Origin of the sequence: Halomonas sp. QHL1, assembly GCF_001882345.1 — a bacterium.
Classification (GTDB): Bacteria; Pseudomonadota; Gammaproteobacteria; order Pseudomonadales; family Halomonadaceae; genus Vreelandella.
Genome location: NZ_MINL01000001.1, coordinates 2739029 through 2756677, shown reverse-complemented (window position 1 = coordinate 2756677; position 17649 = coordinate 2739029). Strand labels below are relative to the sequence as shown.

General features: G+C 54.8%; 16 protein-coding genes. 3 read left to right on the top strand and 13 right to left on the bottom strand.

The window, feature by feature from the left end; translation table 11 throughout:
* Positions 1-866: 866 nt before the first annotated feature.
* The 7 genes from QHL1GM_RS12595 to QHL1GM_RS12565 all read right to left on the bottom strand — a co-directional run bounded on the left by QHL1GM_RS12595 (position 867) and on the right by QHL1GM_RS12565 (position 7394).
* Positions 867-1364, bottom strand: coding sequence for a copper chaperone PCu(A)C (locus QHL1GM_RS12595; protein ID WP_071694792.1), 498 nt, complete (start codon positions 1362-1364; stop codon positions 867-869).
* A gap of 87 nt (positions 1365-1451) precedes the next feature.
* Positions 1452-2183: a sulfate transporter CysZ gene (gene cysZ / locus QHL1GM_RS12590; RefSeq protein ID WP_071694791.1), complete on the bottom strand. Its 732-nt coding sequence runs from the start codon at positions 2181-2183 to the stop codon at positions 1452-1454.
* Positions 2184-2257: 74 nt separating this feature from the next.
* On the bottom strand, positions 2258-2983 hold the full coding sequence (gene phoU / locus QHL1GM_RS12585) for a phosphate signaling complex protein PhoU (RefSeq protein ID WP_071694790.1): 726 nt from the start codon (positions 2981-2983) through the stop codon (positions 2258-2260).
* Between the two features lie 31 nt (positions 2984-3014).
* On the bottom strand, positions 3015-3830 hold the full coding sequence (pstB, locus tag QHL1GM_RS12580) for a phosphate ABC transporter ATP-binding protein PstB (protein WP_071694789.1): 816 nt from the start codon (positions 3828-3830) through the stop codon (positions 3015-3017).
* Positions 3824-5254: a phosphate ABC transporter permease PstA gene (gene pstA / locus QHL1GM_RS12575; RefSeq protein WP_071694788.1), complete on the bottom strand. Its 1431-nt coding sequence runs from the start codon at positions 5252-5254 to the stop codon at positions 3824-3826. The genes pstB and pstA overlap by 7 nt, the downstream gene beginning before the upstream one ends.
* Entirely contained in the window at positions 5251-6369 is a 1119-nt protein-coding gene (locus QHL1GM_RS12570; RefSeq protein WP_071694787.1) for an ABC transporter permease subunit, read from the bottom strand. Before QHL1GM_RS12570 ends, pstA begins: the two co-directional genes overlap by 4 nt.
* 116 nt (positions 6370-6485) lie before the next feature.
* Positions 6486-7394 carry a PstS family phosphate ABC transporter substrate-binding protein gene (locus tag QHL1GM_RS12565; protein WP_139245617.1) on the bottom strand — a complete coding sequence of 303 codons (909 nt, stop codon included), beginning with the start codon at positions 7392-7394 and terminating at the stop codon, positions 6486-6488.
* A gap of 196 nt (positions 7395-7590) precedes the next feature.
* On the opposite strand from QHL1GM_RS12565, the gene QHL1GM_RS12560 reads away from it, so the two are divergent.
* Positions 7591-8007 (top strand): acyl-CoA thioesterase, encoded by a 417-nt coding sequence (locus QHL1GM_RS12560; protein ID WP_071694786.1) that lies wholly within the window; start codon positions 7591-7593, stop codon positions 8005-8007.
* An 86-nt stretch (positions 8008-8093) separates the two neighbouring features.
* Here the strand turns inward: QHL1GM_RS12560 and QHL1GM_RS12555 are convergent, their stop codons facing one another.
* From QHL1GM_RS12555 to hexR, 4 genes are all read right to left on the bottom strand, one after another.
* On the bottom strand, positions 8094-9188 hold the full coding sequence (locus tag QHL1GM_RS12555; RefSeq protein WP_071694785.1) for a TRAP transporter substrate-binding protein: 1095 nt from the start codon (positions 9186-9188) through the stop codon (positions 8094-8096).
* 104 nt (positions 9189-9292) lie between these two features.
* A complete protein-coding gene (locus tag QHL1GM_RS12550) occupies positions 9293-9772 on the bottom strand; it encodes a phosphate-starvation-inducible PsiE family protein (RefSeq protein ID WP_071694784.1) in 480 nt (159 codons plus the stop codon).
* Positions 9773-9827: 55 nt separating this feature from the next.
* Positions 9828-12026, bottom strand: a complete 2199-nt coding sequence (gene uvrD, locus QHL1GM_RS12545) for a DNA helicase II (protein ID WP_071694783.1) — start codon at positions 12024-12026, stop codon at positions 9828-9830.
* Between the two features lie 219 nt (positions 12027-12245).
* The gene (gene hexR / locus QHL1GM_RS12540) at positions 12246-13100 is read right to left on the bottom strand and encodes a transcriptional regulator HexR (RefSeq protein ID WP_007112294.1); all 855 of its coding nucleotides are present in this window, start codon (positions 13098-13100) and stop codon (positions 12246-12248) included.
* 326 nt (positions 13101-13426) lie between these two features.
* On the opposite strand from hexR, the gene QHL1GM_RS12535 reads away from it, so the two are divergent.
* Complete coding sequence (locus QHL1GM_RS12535; protein ID WP_071694782.1) at positions 13427-13642, top strand: PA3496 family putative envelope integrity protein; 216 nt, start codon at positions 13427-13429, stop codon at positions 13640-13642.
* Between the two features lie 48 nt (positions 13643-13690).
* Here the strand turns inward: QHL1GM_RS12535 and QHL1GM_RS12530 are convergent, their stop codons facing one another.
* Together QHL1GM_RS12530 and QHL1GM_RS12525 are read right to left on the bottom strand one after the other, a co-directional pair.
* Positions 13691-15034 carry a sodium-dependent transporter gene (locus tag QHL1GM_RS12530; RefSeq protein WP_071694781.1) on the bottom strand — a complete coding sequence of 448 codons (1344 nt, stop codon included), beginning with the start codon at positions 15032-15034 and terminating at the stop codon, positions 13691-13693.
* Between the two features lie 180 nt (positions 15035-15214).
* Positions 15215-16069 (bottom strand): DUF72 domain-containing protein, encoded by an 855-nt coding sequence (locus QHL1GM_RS12525; RefSeq protein ID WP_071694780.1) that lies wholly within the window; start codon positions 16067-16069, stop codon positions 15215-15217.
* A 214-nt stretch (positions 16070-16283) separates the two neighbouring features.
* Here QHL1GM_RS12525 and QHL1GM_RS12520 point away from each other — a divergent pair, with 214 nt between their 5' ends.
* Positions 16284-17645 (top strand): VOC family protein, encoded by a 1362-nt coding sequence (locus QHL1GM_RS12520; RefSeq protein ID WP_071694779.1) that lies wholly within the window; start codon positions 16284-16286, stop codon positions 17643-17645.
* The last annotated feature ends 4 nt before the right edge of the window (positions 17646-17649 follow it).

The following is a 17649-nucleotide window of genomic DNA, read 5'->3' as shown; positions in this document are numbered from 1 at the left end:
GGGCGACGTATTTTGGTAATTAAAGCTATTTTTGGCACAAGTTCGTTTTAAATAAATTATTGATTTTAAACCATTTTATTTTTATTATGGTTGTTTGGAATGCTTGATGCATATAGTTAGATAAGGACGCATTACGACACAGATGATGTTGTTCAGGAAAAAACAGCGACATCTAATATTTTTACCTTTTTAGATATCATTGAATGCTTCTTCGTAGGACGAAGATGCCAGCAACAGGATGTTGCGAAGGCAAGGATGTTTTCTCGATTCACGGATGAATCAATAGATAATCAGAACGTTAGTCAGGGTAAATTCCAAGGTTGGAGTCCCGCACAAGGAGTGGAAGCTAGCGTTAGTCATTATCTGTAGCCAATTCTGATATCGGGGCCCCTAGCGGGGCCTAATTTTTTGCTACCTACTATTCTCCCCACATTTACTCTCCCTCTCTCTTATCCAGCATTTTTCTCGTTTCTCTCTAAACCTGCCTAGGTTTTTGCCTTCGGTTATGAGACGTATTTATTCAGGTAGAGTACGCGTCGCACTAGTGCTCATGCGGAATACACAGAAAAAATTTGACACATGCTGAAGGTAATAGAAACGTTTGGTAACAAAAGTTTGCAATTATGAAGAAATACATTACGATTGTAGTGCAAGTTAAACATGCGAAAGCATGTCACACCGATACGGATGCACGACGATTCAAGGAATGAATCAAACGACAATCAGAGCGCTGGTGAGGGTTAAATTCCAAGGTTGGAGTCCCGCAAAAGGAAAGGAAGCTAGCGTTAGTCATTGTCAAAGCATAGTGTCATTAGACCCCGCTGTTGCGGGGTCTAGTTTTTTATAAGCGACAACAGCCCCAGCCACTAATGGTGATGGTGTCCATCAGCTGCTTTGCTGCCTTCCTGGGCGCTTTGGATCCAGACCTCTATGTCCACATCACCTTGTTCAGCAAAGGTGAGCGTGAGGGGGAATTGCTCACCCTCTTTTAGCGGCTCCGTTAATCCAATCAACATTAAGTGAAAGCCGCCACCAGGACGCATGGTGTAGGTCTCCCCAGCCTCGATACGAATCTCTTCCACATGCCGCATCTGCATCATATCGCCGTCCATTTGCATCTCGTGCAGCTCAACGTTGCTGCTCACAGGGCTGCTTGCGCCAACCAGGGTAACGGGGTCTGAAAGGGCGGTGATATCGACGTAGGCGGCGCCGTTGACAGCACTTGGCGGGGTGGGTGTCGCGAAGGGGTGGGCGATACGCATAGCGTCTGTTTGTACGTCGTGGGCTATCGCCATAGACGCCATCGAAATAGACATGGCGCCAATCAAAAGTACGCCACCCAGCCAAGCCATCGGTTTTAACATGCATTTATTCCTTTATTGTTGATTGAGTTCAGGATAGACGAGCAAAACGTAAAAGTAGCAAAGTGACGTAGCCTGGGTAATAAGCGTCTACTGCGGCGTGATGCCACGTACGTCTCTGTAATGGTCATCCCAGAGCAGTACGGCACCCGCTACGGCGCCGGGAATTAGAAATAGATTAGCCAGAGGGATCCAGGTGATGAGCGTGACCAGACCTCCAAAACTGAGGCTTTGCCACCAGCGTTTAGAGAGCCGTTGACGCATATCGGTAAACGTCACCTTGTTGTTATCCATTGGGTAATCCAAATAAGTGATGGCCATCACCCAGGCAGAAAATAGCCCCCACAGTAATGGGGCAACTAAATTCACGCCAGGAATCCAGCTAATCACAAACAGGCCCGCAGCACGCGGCAGAATATAGGCGAGCTTAACGAACTCGCGACCGATGGCATCGATGGCTGTTTTGGTCAGATTTCGGTCATCAAGCGGTTCACGGCCGGTGGCTTGGATTTCAACTTTGGCGGCCAAAAAGCCGTAAAAAGGGGCTGCAATTAGGCTGGTAACCAGCGTAAAGGTAAAAAACACCACTACTAACAGGCTAATCACGAACAGGGGCCAGATAAGCCACGTCAGCCAATCGAGCCAGGCGGGCACCATGTTCATCCAGTGAGCCAACCAGCCATCGAAGCGGTTGAGGACAAAGCTGAACATACTCACATAGACAATCAGGTTGACGAGAATCGGCAGAAAAATATAGCGGCGCATACCCGGCTGATACACACAGCGTGTACCTCGGCTAAGCGCAGTGACAGCATCCAGCATGTTGGGTGAGCTCCTCGTGATTCAAACGTCCAGGCCGCAGCCTGGACGTATTGCAGGAGGAAACCCCTATCAGGTCAAGACTTTTTTAGCACCTTCGGATCCAGGTCGTCGGTGTCGCTATGGCGAATATCCAGGCCTTTGACGAGATAGACCACGTACTCAGCGAGGTTGTCGGCGTGGTCGCCTACCCGTTCCAGAGCGCGTAGTACCCACATGATACTGAGCACTGACGTAATCGAGCGCGAATCTTCCATCATAAAGGTCATTAACGAGCGCATAGCGCTGCTGTACTCGTCGTCAACCAGCTCGTCTTCGCGCACGACCTGCATAGCCAGGTCGGTATCAAAGCGGGCAAAGGCGGTGAGCGCATCGCGCAGCATTTTACGTACGTGCTCGCTAATGTGACGCACCTCCACCAAGCCACGAATGGTGCTGGTGTTTTCGCTCAGTAACAGTGCGTTGCGGGCGATTTTGCTGGCTTCATCGCCAATGCGCTCTAAGTCTGAGGTGGCACGGATGACGGCCAGTACCAAGCGTAAATCGGACGCTGCAGGCTGACGGCGCGCCAGTACGCGGGTACATTCGTCGTCGATTTGCAGCTGCAGATCGTTGACCTGACGATCATTGTCACGCACCTGCTCGGCTAAGCGGGTGTCGCCTTCCAGTAGGGCAAAGACAGCATCCTGCACTTGTTTTTCCACCAGGCCGCCCATGGCCATCAGGTGGGTTTTCAGCTCTTCCAGCTCCTGGTTGAACTGGCGAGAGATATGCTGGCTGTGGGTATCGCTCGTAATATCCATGGAGCACTCCTGACGTTTCAGTCGCTAAGGCCTAGGTGATCCGGCCGGTGATGTAGTTTTCGGTGCGTTGCAAACGGGGGTTGGTGAAGACCTGATCGGTAGGCCCGTATTCAACCAGCTCACCTTGATGCAAGAAGGCGGTGTAATCCGATACACGCGCCGCTTGTTGCATATTGTGGGTGACCAGTACTAGCGTCAGCTCCGACTTGAGGTTACGGATCAGCTCCTCAATTTTGAGGGTTGAAATCGGGTCGAGCGCGGACGCAGGTTCATCAAGTAGCAGCACGTCGGGCTGAACTGCTAAGGTGCGGGCAATTACCAGACGCTGCTGCTGACCACCGGAAAGCTGCCAGGCGGAGCGATGCAGGCGATCTTTTACTTCATCCCATAAGGCGGCGGATGTTAATGCCCACTCAATAATGTCGTCTCTTTTGCGCTTGGGAAGGCGCTGTTGCAGTCGCAGGCCAAAGGCCACGTTTTCATAAATTGACATGGGAAAGGGGTTGGGCGTTTGAAATACCATCCCGACACGCCGCCGTAGCTCGGTCACATTCATTTGCGGGTCATGAATATCTTGCCCTTCCAGCCTGACCTGACCGCTATGGGTTACCGATTCATTGAGGTCGTGCAAGCGGTTAATCGCCCGTAATAACGTCGACTTACCGCAGCCTGACGGACCAATGAAGGCCGTTACACGATGACGCGGAACGCTGAGGGTTAAGTCGCGCAACGCCTCTTTCCCCGCGTAGGCGAGGCTAAGGTGATCAATACTCAGGCAGCTGTGTTCAGACGAAAAGTGCGCCACTGGTGCCTGAGAGGTATTGGCTGAATGTAATGACGCTAGCATTCGTTTCCCCGTTGACGCCTAAGATAATGACGCAGAAATATGGCAGTTAGGTTAAGCACCAGCACAATCAACACTAAAAGTAGCGCCGTGGCGTAAACCAACGGAATGGCGGACTGCACATCTTCGCCGTGAAAGGCGGTATCAAATAAATGATAGCCAAGGTGCATGAACTTGCGCTCTAAATGTAGGTAAGGAAACTCACCATCGATGGGCATTTGAGGCGCCAGCTTAGCGACGCCAACCAGCATCAGCGGCGCCACTTCGCCGGCTGCGCGGGCTACCGCTAAAATGACCCCCGTCAGCATAGCGGGGGCCGCCATGGGCAGCACGATGCGGGTGAGCATTTCTAAGCGCGTAGCGCCCAGCGCCACGGCTCCTTCACGCTGAGCTTCGGGAATCCGCGCTAGCCCCTCCTCTGTGGCCACAATCACCACCGGCAGGGTCAGCAGCGCCAGGGTAAGTGACGCCCATAGCAGGCCGCCGGTGCCAAACGTGGGTGAGGGCAGCGTATCGCTGAAAAACCACTCATCCAGCGAGCCGCCGATGCCGTAAACAAACACGCCCAAACCAAATACGCCATACACAATCGACGGAACGCCCGCGAGATTGCGCACACCAATGCGCACCAGCCGGGTCAACCGCCCCTGGTGAGCGATTTCATTGAGATAAATGGCGGCCAGCACCCCAAACGGGGTCACCATCACCGACATTAAAATCACCATTAGCATCGTGCCAAATATCGCGGGCCAGACGCCACCGTCGGTATTGGCGGCCCGTGGGCCCTCACTCAGAAACCGCCAAACCGCATCCCCCCAGGCGAGCGTTTTCTGCCACACGCTCATGGCATTGGGAGCCTGAGCACTCACCACGCTGGCCAGCGGCTGGCGCAGGGTTTGGCCGTCCACGGTGGTAAGCAGCAGTTGGCTATCTTGGCGTTGGTTGGCGGGAAGTGCCAATAAAGCGTTTAATCGCTGCCAGGCAGCGTCCCCCTCCCAGCGTTGATCAGGCTGCTCAATGGCCACCAAACGGCCAATAAAGTCGCCCCAGGGGCTGCGATTAAGACGAATAAGATCGTCTGGCTGGGCGCGCTCGGCAATGTCATCAATCGCCACCCAGCGCCAGCGAACACCCTCTATATCCTGGTTGCCGGTAAAGTAGAGGCGCTCATTCCCCTCCTGCTGGGGTAGCGCGACCTCACGTACGGCTTGGCCCGCAAAGGTGTCACCCGAGTCAAGGGTGACCTCTTCCAGCGTGGCGGGCCAGAAGTGCCCTAGCCCGCGGACTAGTAGTAGCGTCAGTAAGGCGCCCAGCATCAGCAGTGAGAGCGCTACGCTGGCCGCGCAAAGCCAGGGCCATACATCATTTACCCGTCTAAAACGAAGGCGGCGAGAGGTGGCGGGGGTCGCAGAGGTCGCAGAGGTCATAATGTGCCCCCCATCTGGCGGAAGCGACGGCGCAAACGCTGGCGAACGACCTCGGCGAGGGTGTTGACCAGAAACGTGAATATAAACAACACCAGGGCGGCCAAAATTAGTAAATGGTAGGTCTGGCCACCGGGTGACGCTTCAGGCAGCTCGATGGCAATAGCCGCGGCCATAGAGCGCATGCCTTCGAAGGGGCTGGCGCTAAACAGGGCGGTATTACCGCTGGCCATTAGCACAATCATGGTTTCGCCCACCGCCCGGCCCGCACCAATCATTACGGCTGAGAAGATACCTGGGCCCGCTGCCACCAGCGCCACTTTCCACAGCGCCTGCCAGCGGCTGGCCCCCAGCGCCTGGGCGCCCTCTATTAAGGACGAAGGCACATCGGCGAGCGCGTCCTCCGCCAGTGAGTAAATACTGGGGATAACGGCAAAGCCCATGGCAATGCCGACAATCAGCGCGTTACGGGTGGCGTAGTCCATGCCGTAGCGCTGGTCGAGTAACTGGCGTAGATCACCGCCTAACCACTGCTGCTCCATCCAGGGCGCGAGCCATAGTGCTATCCCCACCATGATAGCGAGCCAGGGAACGAGCCAGAGGCCCGCCCAGGAGAGCGGTAAGCGGCGGCGTAGGCGTGTTTTGGCCAACTGCCAGAACATGCCGGCAAGCGCGGCACTAAGCGGCAGCCAAATGATCAGCACTAAAGCGCTGGCGAGATGACGCTCTACCCAGGGTGCCAAAATAAGCCCGGCAATAAAGCCCACCACCACCCCGGGAATAGCCTCCATCATTTCGAGCGCGGGTTTGATCCGCGAGCGCAGGCGCGCAGACATAAACAGCGCTGAGTAAATGGCTGCCCCCAAGGCAACGGGAATGGCGAACAGCAGCGCGGCTAACGCGGCTTTGAGGGTGCCCCACGCCAGAGGAGAGAGCTTAGCCAGCGCTAAGGTATCGCCAATCGCCAGCAACGGGAGCGTTTCCCACACCAAAAAGATGCCGATAGCCAGAATTGCCAGCAGCACACCCACGCCGCCAGCGGTGATTAACCCGGTGGCCACGCGATCCTGCAGCAGCCGCAGCGGCTGTCGAGAAGAGGTTAAACGAGGTGGGGTCATATCGATATCATGGCAAAACCGAGTTGATCATAGCGCTGACCAGGATGTAGTGAAAAACAGTGCATAGATAGGTTCCTTACCCTAAGACAATTATGTGTCAGTTAGATGACAGTGGTTTACCACCTTTGCTGTGCGTTAAGGACACTGGGGGTTAACGGGACAAAGCCGGATGCGCGGGCAATCTGTTGGCCTTCATCGGACATAATCAAGCTGACGAGTGCCTGCTCAGCTGAGGGTGAGGTCTCGCCAGGCGGTAAGTTCACGTAGAGATAAAGGTAGCGGGACAGTGGATAGTCACCGCTTTGTATCGCTTCGACATCGGGCGGTATGGCGGTGCCGTCATCGTTATAGAGGCTTAACGGGTGTACCGCAGGAGTCAGGTGGTTAAACCCGGCGTATCCCATCGCATTGGCGGATTCGCCGACAGCGGCAACCACTGCCGATGAACCAGGGTGTTCGCTGATATCGTTGCGAAAATGTCCGTCGCATAGCGCCCGCTCTTGAAATAGGCCATGGGTGCCCGAGGCAAGGTTACGCCCATGTAACGCAATACTGCCAAATGACCAGTCACGGGTTGCCGGAAGTTGCTCCCAGCGCCTGATCGGCGTATCGCCACCGCAAACACGTGAGGTTGAGAAGATCGCATCGACCTGCTGGCGGCTTAGCGCGCGCAGCGGGTTATGGCGGTGTACGACAACGATAAGCGCGTCACGGGCGACTTTTAATTCCAGGGGCGGGTAGCCATAGCGCTCAATAAAGTTATCGCGCTCTTCGCTGGTCATCGGGCGGGACATAGGTCCAAGCCGTGTGGTGCCAGCCACCAGTGCCGTGGGCGCGCTAGCCGAACCACTCGCTTGGAATTGCAGCTTTACGTCTGGGTAACGGGTGGTAAGGGTTTCGCCCCAGCGCAGCATTAGTCCCGCCATGGTGTCGGAACCCACCGCGCCCAAGGTGCCGCTAATGGGTGCTGGCTGTTGTCCCCAGGCCAGGGGCGTTAACAGCAGCAGGGACACTACTACGCGCACTAATGCGTACTTTATAGCGAAAGTTGAGCCCCTGTTTGTTAAAAAAGTTGTTAAAAGAGTCGTCAAACGAGTATTCAAACGAGCGTCCTCTTATGGTTAACTAAATCCATTCCTTTGTGTTGCGATGCAACAACACGCATAAACAACGTGCCACTCTGCAACGTTTACAACAATAAACTGACTAAGCGACGAACTCATGACTCTTCTGGAAACCGATTTGGACGACGTACCCGCCCCTCAGGGCCAACTTACTTTAAAATTACTGGCCTCCCGCCAAGATACCAATTTTTATGGTGATATTCCCGGGGGGTGGCTGGTCAATCAAATGGATCAGGCAGCTGAACTGGCTGCCGGGCGTGAAGCGGGCGGTCGCACAGCGACTGTGGCGATTGAAGCCATGGACTTTTTAAGCCCGGTGCGCGTGGGCTCCATGGTCAGTGTCTATACCCAGGTACAAGAGATTGGCCACAGCTCGATCAAAATTGACGTAGAGGTTTGGGTTCGTCCTCATCATGGGCAGCGCATTGAGGAGCGCCAAAAAGTCACCGAGGCGCGCTTTGTGATGGTTGCGCTGGACGATAACGGTCGCATCCGAGCGGTGCATAGCGACTAGTGCCTCACTAAAATTGCTTCCCAAAACAGCAAAGGGCGCTATATGCGCCCTTTGCTGTATCTGTCGCTTACCCTCTTGGCGGTTTATTAACCACCGACGTTATCGCGGTTCTTGAGGTAGGCGTATTCACCCACATCGCTGAATGGGCGCAGTAGCTTCTGGAACGCCGAATAAGATTCGTAAACACGGCGAGACTCTTCGTCGTTATCGACCTGACGCTGAACGGCTTCCAGGGAGGAGGTGTAAAGTGCTGCCATTACGTCGTCAGGGAAGGTACGCAGCTGAACGCCATGCTCATCGACCAGCGCTTCCAGGGCCTCGGCGTTGCGGAAGGCGAATTCGCTGATCATGGCCAGGTTAGACGCCCGTGCCGCTTCACGGACTACGTTCTGCAGGTCTTCCGGCAGCGAGTTCCAGGCATCCAGGTTAATCGTGCCTTCCAATACAGCAGAGGGCTCGTTCCACGCTGAGGTGTAGTAATAGTCAGCCACCTGGTGCAAACCAAATGCCAAGTCGTTATACGGCCCTACCCAATCAGCAGCATCCAGTGCGCCGGTTTGCAGTGAGGTGAAGATTTCCGAACCCGGTATATTAACGGTACTGACACCAATGCCGTTCATCGCTTCACCCGCGAGGCCAGGCAGACGCAGTTTCAGCCCCTGCATATCGTCTAGCGAGTTGATCTCTTTCTTGAACCAGCCCCCCATCTGCGTGCCGGTATTGCCCACAGCAAAAGGCTTCAGGTTGTGGTTGGCGTAGATCTCATCCCAAAGCTCCTGACCGCCGCCATGGTATAACCAGGCGTTCATTTCGGTGGTAGTCATGCCGAACGGAACGGCGGTAAAGAACTGCGAGGCAGCCACTTTGCCGCGCCAGTAGTAAGAGGCAGAGTGGCCCATTTCAGCGGTGCCGGCAGCCACTGCATCGAACACTTCCAGGGCAGGTACCAGTTCACCGGCACCGTGGACGCGGATCTGCATGCGACCGTTGGAAAGCTGTTCTACCCGGCGGGCGAAATCATTGGCACCGGTGCCCAGGGCAGGGAAGTTTTTCGGCCACGAGGTTACCATGTCCCAGGTGAAGGTTTCTTGTGCGCGTGCACTTGAGGTGGTTACGAAAGGGGCGGCAACGGCCCCGGCGACGCCAAGGCTGGCAGTTTTGAGGAAGTGACGGCGTTGCATGGTGAGCAAAACTCCAAAGATAATCATACTGTTGTTGTAGGGCGCTAAGCGCGCGGTGTCCGCTTATTAGTATGCTGTATAGCGAATTTAACCCGCAAGCCTGATTAATCATCCGAGGCGTCTTTCATGCTGTTGCCATGGCGTACCAGCCAATAGCAGCCGCCTAACGCCAAGACCGCAAGCGAAAGTGCGCCAATTTGCCAGGGGTCGATGACTTCCATATCTAGCACCATAAACTTACGCACCAGCGCCATAATGGCAATTAGCACCACAATCTCAACGTGAATGAAGCCTTTACCACTGGTCATTGTGCGGATGATGGAGTTGTTGAACTCCATGGCAATCAAGACGGTAAGAATCATGTCGAACAATGCTTGAAACACGCGGTAGTCAAAGGGGTCGCGGCTTTGAATAAACAGCAGCTGCACCACATGAATGACCAGATAATACATGGCGACCAGCACAGCGCCGCCGATGGCGAGGGTCAGTACCATCGAAATCAAGCGTTCAAAACGCTGGTAGCCGCTGAGCGCCTGCCAACCGTTAGACACTTCTGGAAATAGGCGTTTTAAGCGTTGTTTCATAGTGACCTCTATACGGCGCCTGGGCGCTTGCAATGGGACGTGAGCGAACCGATCGCTAGAGCGGTGTCAGCTTAGCAAAACCGAGCACTAGCCATTTCACCCCTTCGCCTTCAAAGCTGACCTGTACCCGGGCGCGGGCACCTTCGCCTTCCGCGTTAAGAATAATCCCTTCGCCAAATACCGGGTGCTCAACCCCCTGGCCGACATGTAAGGCGGGTATATCACCGCTGCTCTCGACGCTTTGTTGGGCAAAGGAGGTGCGTGATGCGGTGACCGGGCGTGAAATATGCCCACGCAGGCGCACTTCTTCGAGCAAGTGCGGCGGCAGCTCGCGCAAAAAACGCGACGGGCGTGGGAACACCTCTTTGCCGTGCAGGCGGCGGGTTTCGGCGTGGGTCAGGTAGAGCTTCTGCATGGCGCGGGTGACACCGACGTAACAGAGCCGACGCTCCTCTTCGAGCCTACCCGGTTCCTCCAGGGACATCTTGTGCGGAAACAGACCCTCCTCGACACCGGCAATAAATACCACGGGAAACTCCAGGCCTTTGGCGGAGTGCAGCGTCATTAGCTGTACGCTGTCTTCAAACTCTTCGGCTTCGTGGTCGCCTGCGTTAAGCGCGGCTTCTGAGAGAAACGCTTCCAGTGCGGCCATGCCTTCGCCCGCTTCGGGGGCTTCAAAGACATCGCCTTGGGTAAAGGCGCGGGCAGCGTTGACCAGCTCTTCGAGGTTCTCGACCCGCGCCTGGCCTTTCTCGCCGCGTTCGCTTTTGTGATGCTCTATCAAACCGGTGTGAACCGTGACGTGATCGATAATTTCGTGCAGCGCCATGCCGGAAGCATCGTTATCGAGCTGCTCGATCAGGTTGGCGAAGGTTTGCACGGCATTGGCCGCGCGGCCTTTCAAGGTGCCGTCATTAATCGCATCGTGGAGCGCCTGCCACAGCTGAATACCTTGTTCACGGGCGCGCAGGCGGACAATCTCCACCGTACGTGTGCCGATACCGCGGGTGGGTACGTTGATCACTCGCTCCAGCGAGGCGTCGTCATCGCGGTTGAGCATCAGGCGCAAATAGGCCAGGGCATTTTTGATTTCCAAGCGCTCGTAGAAGCGGTGACCGCCGTAAATACGGTAGGGCATTCCTTGGCGAATCAGCGTCTCTTCCATGAGCCGCGACTGGGCGTTTGAGCGGTAGAGAATGGCAATGTCGCGGCGGTTAAAGCCTTCGTCGACCTTCTCTTTGATGGTGTCGACGATATAGCGCGCTTCTTCCAAGTCGTTAAACCCGGCGTAGATCGAGATCGGCTCGCCTTCGATGCCGTCGGTCCACAGGTTTTTACCCATCCGCTCGCTGTTGTGGCTGATCAGCGTATTGGCAGCTTCAAGAATCGCGCTGGTGGAGCGATAGTTTTGCTCGAGCCTTACGGTGTGAGTTTGTGGGAACTCCTGCTCAAAGCGGCTGATATTCTCCACTTTGGCGCCGCGCCAGCCGTAGATTGATTGGTCATCATCACCGACGGCGGTCATCGGCGTTTTCATACCGGTGAGCAGTTTTAGCCAGGCGTATTGCAGGGTATTGGTATCTTGAAACTCATCTACCAGTACGTGACCAAAGCGCTCCTGGTAGTGGTTTAACAGTGCCGGGTTATCGCGCAGTAGCTCCAGGCTTCTCAGCAGCAGTTCACCGAAATCGACCAAGCCGCCGCGCTCGCAGGTAAGTTGGTAGCGCTCGTAGAGCTCGACCATCTGGCCCATGTAGGCATCGCCATCGACATTCACCTGGTGCGGGCGTAGCCCCTCCTCTTTGCAGCCGGAGATAAAGTGTTGCACCTGGCGGGGCGGATAGCGTTCGTCGTCGATGGAGTAATCTTTCAGCAGCCGTTTGACTAGGCGTAACTGATCGTCAGAATCGATAATCTGGAAGTGTTGCGGCAGCCGGGCGTCCTGCCAGTGGGTGCGCAGCAGGCGGTGGGCGATGGAGTGAAAGGTGCCCACCCACACATGGCGCATCGAGATGCTCAACAGCGCCTCAAGGCGGGTACGCATTTCTTTGGCGGCTTTATTGGTAAAGGTAACCGCCAGCAGGGCGTAGGGTGAAAGCCCTTCGGCCTGCATCAGCCAGGCGATGCGATGAACCAGCACACGGGTTTTGCCTGAGCCTGCGCCTGCGAGCACCAATAGATTACCTTGGGGGGCGCTCACTGCTTCGCGCTGGGCGGAGTTGAGCTGATCGAGAATCGCCGTGACGTCGTCCATAGTAGCCGCTGCCGGATCAAAAAATAGGCGGCTAGTCTAGCACAGCCAGCGAACTGGCTGTGTATACAGGTGTGGCAATCTTCCCGCCTCTGCGTCGAGGGCAGGTTGAAGCGAGGGTCTTTTGACAGGGATGTCAAAAGTAGCGCCCATGGATGGGTCTACAGCGCCCTCGCGGAAACCTGCCCTCGCACTCGGTTATTCAGAACGTGTAGACAAAAACTAAGACTCTTCAGGAAAACGCAGTGTATTAAGGCTCTTTTTAACCGCTTTGAGCTGTTCGGCGAGTTTCGGGCCACGGGTTTTGGCCACGCCCACGGCAAGTACGTCAATCAGCACCAGATGGGCAATGCGCGAACTAAGCGGGGTGTAGATTTCGGTGTCTTCGTGGACATCGATATAGAGCGGCAGACTGACTTCTTCGGCGAGCGGCGAGCCGCTTGGGCAGAGGCCAATGACCGTCGCGCCCGCTTCACGAGCCAAACGCACGCTGGCGACCAGCGCTTTGGTACGGCCAGTTTGCGAAATGGCCACCACCACGTCGCCATCATTCAAGGTCACTGCCGACATATTCTGCATATGCGGGTCGGCGTAGGCAGAAGTGGAGATTTGTAGGCGGAAAAACTTGTGCTGGGCATCAAAGGCCACGGCACCGGAAGCCCCAAAGCCATAGAACTCGACCCGGTTGGCCATTGCCAGTGCGTTCACCGCACGGCCCAGGGCCTCGTTATCTAGCCGGTCACGCACAGATAGTAGCGTACCCACGGTCGAGTCGAAGATGCTGTGGGAAAACTCAGCGACCGAGTCGCTATCGTTCATGGAGAACTGGGCAAACTGGCTGCCGCTGGCCAGCATTTGCGCTAGCTGTAGCTTGAAGTCCTGAAAGCCGTTGCAACCCAGCGCACGGCAAAAGCGCACCACGGTGGGTTCGCTAACGGTGGCTTCGGTGGCCAGATCCACAATACGCATGTGGATGACCTCTTCGGGGTTGCGCAGTACAAACCGCGCCACTTTTTGCTCGGAGCGTCGAAAGTGCTCCATGCGGCGTCTCATTTCATCGAACAGGGCGCGACTCACGTTCAGCTCCTTGGGTGCTCAACCAACAGGTATTCAACAGTACGCCAATATACGGTCGTTTGAAACGATCGTTTCCGTCTGTCTGTTCATTGTTATGCTTTGCGTTAATTCAATGCTGATTCTCACAGTATGCCTCAATGAGTGGATAGGGCCACTAACTATCGGGCCGTGTTTCTTCAGCGTTTAAAGGTCGTTAGTGAGTTTTTTAAGATCCGTCATCATTTTGTCAAGTAGGTTATAGTAATAATTGAAGTGCCGCACTGCATCATAACAGTCGTCACGGATGCAGGTGGACGAAGGCATATTCATCTGGAGGAACGTCGATTATGAGAAACGTCGAACGAATCACCTCGGTTAAAAGCGAATTGCTCGACATTTTTATGAGTTTACAAGTGGATGAACATGCTCAGCGCCAGCGTAGCGCTGCCCAGCGTAGCTTAAGAGCGCGCCGTGGCATTGAGCTGCACAGGGAGTTCCAAAAATTATCGCGGGATATCGCCCCCTTGCCCGATGAAGAGCGGCAAGAGAGCGAATTACACTGAGTCTAGTAAACAGCAGGCTAGCAAACAGCAGGGTAGTGACGACTTATCTTAAATAAGCCCTGTCACGAACACAGCAATAACGCCAGCGGGCGCTAAATAGCGCGCGATGATGTTCCATACGCTCTTGCCGGTCGCGGAAAGACCCAGCTCGTCCTCCACGCTGTTGCGCTCCAGGCACCATGCGGTGAATAGAATCGCACCCAGCCCCGTTAGCGGCAGCATGATTTTGCTGGTCAGTGTATCCAGCAGGTCAAACACACCCAGTCCAAACAGCACCGGTTCGCTCCACACGTTGAACGACAGCAGTGCCGCAATACCCAGTAGCCAAGCTCCCACACCAGCCACAATAGTTGCGGTAACACGGCTTAGCGGCGTGCGTTCTTCAATGAACTCCACCACGGGCTCGAGCAGTGAAATGGCCGACGTTAATGCCGCAAACGTCAGCAGCAAAAAGAACATCAAACCTAAAAGTAAACCACCATCAATATTGCCAAAGGCCAGCGGCAGGGTGACGAAAATCAGCCCTGGGCCCGAAGCGACATCCAGATTATTAGCAAACACGATCGGGAAGATGGCTAAACCAGCGCCTAAAGCGATGACGGTATCCATGATGATGACCGTGCGGGCGGTTTGAAGCAGATCGATGTCTTTGCCCAGGTAAGAGCCGTAAGCCATCATGATGCCCATACCCAGCGAGAGGGTGAAGAAGGCGTGGCCCAGAGCGGCTAGCACGGTTTCTGCCGTGAGCTTGCTCCAGTCAGGGTTGAACATATACGTCAACGCCTCACCAAAGTGGCCGGTCGTCATTCCGTAACCGATCAGCACCACCAGCAGCAGCGCGAGTACTGGCATTAGAATGCGTACTGCACCTTCAAGCCCTTTGGTAACGCCACGGGCAACAATGCCAATGACCAGCAGCATAAACACCGAGTGACCCAGCAGCAGCAACCCAGGGTTACTCAACATGCCATTAAATAGCGCGCCAATCCCATCGGCATCTTGGCCGGTGAAAGCACCACTCACCGAGTTGACGGTGTAGTAGAGCGACCAGCCGCCAATCACACTGTAAAACGACAAAATCAAGAAGGCCCCGACAATGCCGCTGATGCCCACAATGGCCCAGGCTTTGGGCTTTTTCGCCGTGCGCGCCAGCTCTGACATAGTGCTGGCGGGGTTCTTCTGGCCGCGCCGCCCCAACAGCCACTCTGAGACGAGAATGGGCAAGCCAATCAGTGCGATACAGAGCAAATACACAAATACGAAAGCAGCGCCGCCACTTTCACCCACCATATATGGAAATTTCCAGATATTCCCAAGACCCACCGCTGAACCAGCGGCGGCCAGCACAAAGGTCATTCGCGATGACCACTGTGCATGTGCAAGCTTCGCCATACATCACCCATTAAGTCGATTGTTGTGTAAGTTACTGCGTGCTGTGCACGCTAGTTTTCGGAAAAATGAGTCATTGCCAGCGTACTTTTCCGAAAGTAAGCGCAATTTATCTGATCGAAAGTAAGCGCAATTTATCTGATCGAAAGGAAGCATGCCAGTTAGCTGGCCTAAAAAGATGGGTTAAAACAGTTGGCTTTGCTTTTCACCCGCGAAGGGCCCAAGCGGGGGTAATGGCGTTACTTCTCCTAGCGCGTTATAGAGTAAACGAGCCATGTGGGGAGACTCACGGTTATCCGCAGTATGCACAAATAAGAAAGGGGTTTTCCCCTGATTTATCCACAGCTTTAGACGAGCTATCCAAGCGGTGAAGTAGCCGCTATTAATTGTTTTGTCAATATGGCCAATGAAACGAATGACAGGAAAATTTGCCGTGGAAAGCACGTGTAGCGGGAGTTTCGGCTTTTCTTGCTGGGCGTGGGCGAGGCCCAAATGGTCATTTGCCGGGGTTGAGAAGAGCGGGCGCACGTCTAGCATTACGCGGTTGGCCGAATAAGTTATCAACAGGCGGTTAAGGGCCGTCTCGGCGGCGCCTTTGTGGAAAAACGCTGGGTGGCGTACCTCGACCGCACAAGGTAAATGACCAGGCCATGCGGCGAGCAGCGCTTCAAGCTGGGGAAGCTCTTGTGGACCAAAATCCCGGGGTAGTTGCACCATGATGGGTCCAAGGCGATCGTGAAGCGGTTCAAGGGCCGCTAAAAATGCCCATGCATCTTCTAACCGCGTTAGCCGTTGGTCGTGAGTCACGCTAGCAGGTAGTTTAAAACAAAAGCGAAAGTGGGGAGGTGCCTGGCGCGCCCAGGCAGCAATGGTTTCCGGCTTTGGGGTGCCGCTATAAAAGGTAGTGTTACCCTCAACGCTGGAAAACACCGCGGCATAATCGCTTAACAGCTCGGTTTTGGCATGGCGTGGATAAAGGTTGCCAAGCCAGTCTTGATTGGCCCACATAGGCAAACCTAGATAAAGAGGAAGCGTCATGGGGGCCAACCTACGTCAACAAGATCAAGCGCTAATGTAACAGGTTAAGAGCCCAGCCCGTTAAGCGTGCATGGCGGCTTTTATATGGGCTTTGCATGGCTTTTATGTATAGCAAGGTGCGGAAAATGTGAAATTGTTAAGACGCCGATAGCGCTACTATGGTGGGTAAAGCCCTAGTTGGGCAGGTATAGCCTTTTACGAACAGGATAGCGCCATGTGTTCAGCTTACGTTAGCAGTGATGAAATCCGCGACCAGTTTTCCCGCGCAATGTCGGCAATGTATCAGCAGGAGGTGCCGCAATACGGCACCTTGCTGTCGCTGGTTGAGGCGGTTAATCAGGAGGTGCTAGCCGCTAACCCAGAGCTAAAAAGTGAATTGCAAAATGGCGATGAGCTGGCGCGTATCAACGTTGAACGCCACGGCGCTATTCGTGCGGGCAGTCCTGACGAGCTTGCCATGCTGCGGCGGATGTTCGCGGTCATGGGGATGGAGCCGGTGGGCTACTACGACTTATCTACCGCAGGCGTGCCGGTACACTCCACTGCGTTTAGACCGGTCGCTGATAGCGCGCTGAAGCGAAACCCTTTTCGCGTATTTACCTCGCTACTGCGGCTTGAACTGATTGAAAAGGCCGAGCTAAGAGAGCAGGCGAGTGAAATTTTAAGCGCCCGCGATATCTTCACTGCCAACGTCAAAACGCTTATCGGGCGTTTTGAACAGCAGGGCGGCCTAAGCACCGACGATGCCAAACAGTTTGTGCAGGAAGCGTTGGAAACGTTCCGCTGGCACGATAACGCCACGGCCGATTTGGCTGCCTATGAGCGGTTACACGATGAGCACCGTTTAATTGCTGATGTTGTCTGCTTCCGCGGCCCGCACATTAACCACCTAACGCCGCGAACGCTGGATATTGATGAAGTACAGCGACGCATGCCAAGCGTTGGCATCGACCCCAAAGCGACTATTGAAGGCCCGCCACGTCGCGACTGTCCCATCCTTCTTCGCCAAACCAGCTTTAAAGCTCTCGAGGAGACGATCGCCTTCGCGGATGCGGCAGAGGGTAAACACACCGCTCGCTTTGGCGAAATCGAACAGCGCGGCATCGCCTTAACGCGCAAAGGGCGCGAGCTATATGACCGCCTGCTAGCAGTTGCCAAGGAAAGTGCACCCCAAGTAGCGAATAACGACGCCCATCAAGCGCATTTATCAGCAGTATTTAAAGACTTTCCCGATGCTTATGAAGACCTGCGCCGTGAAGGGTTAGCATTTTTCCACTATCAAGCGGTTCAAGGTGTATCTGTGCAAGGGCCGATCTCGGTTGAGCAGGTGGATAGCTTGATTGATCAAGGCGCTCTTAGCGTTACCCCCATGATTTATGAAGATTTCTTACCCGTGAGTGCGGCTGGTATTTTTCAATCCAACCTGGGTGGAAGCAGTCACGACCACTACGCCAGCAGCGCAAGCCAGCAAGAGTTTGAGCAGGCGTTAGGGAGTGCTGTAATCGATGAAATCGCGCTGTATACCCAGCGCCAACAGGCATCGCTTGAACAGGCGCTGGCGCAGTTGGCGGGTTAAGTGA

Coding starts and splice junctions, on each gene's coding strand:
- QHL1GM_RS12595 (WP_071694792.1), bottom strand. CDS start 1,364: ATGTTAAAACCGATGGCTTGGCTGGGTGGCGTACTTTTGATTGGCGCC.
- cysZ (WP_071694791.1), bottom strand. CDS start 2,183: ATGCTGGATGCTGTCACTGCGCTTAGCCGAGGTACACGCTGTGTGTAT.
- phoU (WP_071694790.1), bottom strand. CDS start 2,983: ATGGATATTACGAGCGATACCCACAGCCAGCATATCTCTCGCCAGTTC.
- pstB (WP_071694789.1), bottom strand. CDS start 3,830: ATGCTAGCGTCATTACATTCAGCCAATACCTCTCAGGCACCAGTGGCG.
- pstA (WP_071694788.1), bottom strand. CDS start 5,254: ATGACCTCTGCGACCTCTGCGACCCCCGCCACCTCTCGCCGCCTTCGT.
- QHL1GM_RS12570 (WP_071694787.1), bottom strand. CDS start 6,369: ATGACCCCACCTCGTTTAACCTCTTCTCGACAGCCGCTGCGGCTGCTG.
- QHL1GM_RS12560 (WP_071694786.1), top strand. CDS start 7,591: ATGACTCTTCTGGAAACCGATTTGGACGACGTACCCGCCCCTCAGGGC.
- QHL1GM_RS12555 (WP_071694785.1), bottom strand. CDS start 9,188: ATGCAACGCCGTCACTTCCTCAAAACTGCCAGCCTTGGCGTCGCCGGG.
- QHL1GM_RS12550 (WP_071694784.1), bottom strand. CDS start 9,772: ATGAAACAACGCTTAAAACGCCTATTTCCAGAAGTGTCTAACGGTTGG.
- uvrD (WP_071694783.1), bottom strand. CDS start 12,026: ATGGACGACGTCACGGCGATTCTCGATCAGCTCAACTCCGCCCAGCGC.
- QHL1GM_RS12535 (WP_071694782.1), top strand. CDS start 13,427: ATGAGAAACGTCGAACGAATCACCTCGGTTAAAAGCGAATTGCTCGAC.
- QHL1GM_RS12530 (WP_071694781.1), bottom strand. CDS start 15,034: ATGGCGAAGCTTGCACATGCACAGTGGTCATCGCGAATGACCTTTGTG.
- QHL1GM_RS12525 (WP_071694780.1), bottom strand. CDS start 16,069: ATGACGCTTCCTCTTTATCTAGGTTTGCCTATGTGGGCCAATCAAGAC.
- QHL1GM_RS12520 (WP_071694779.1), top strand. CDS start 16,284: ATGTGTTCAGCTTACGTTAGCAGTGATGAAATCCGCGACCAGTTTTCC.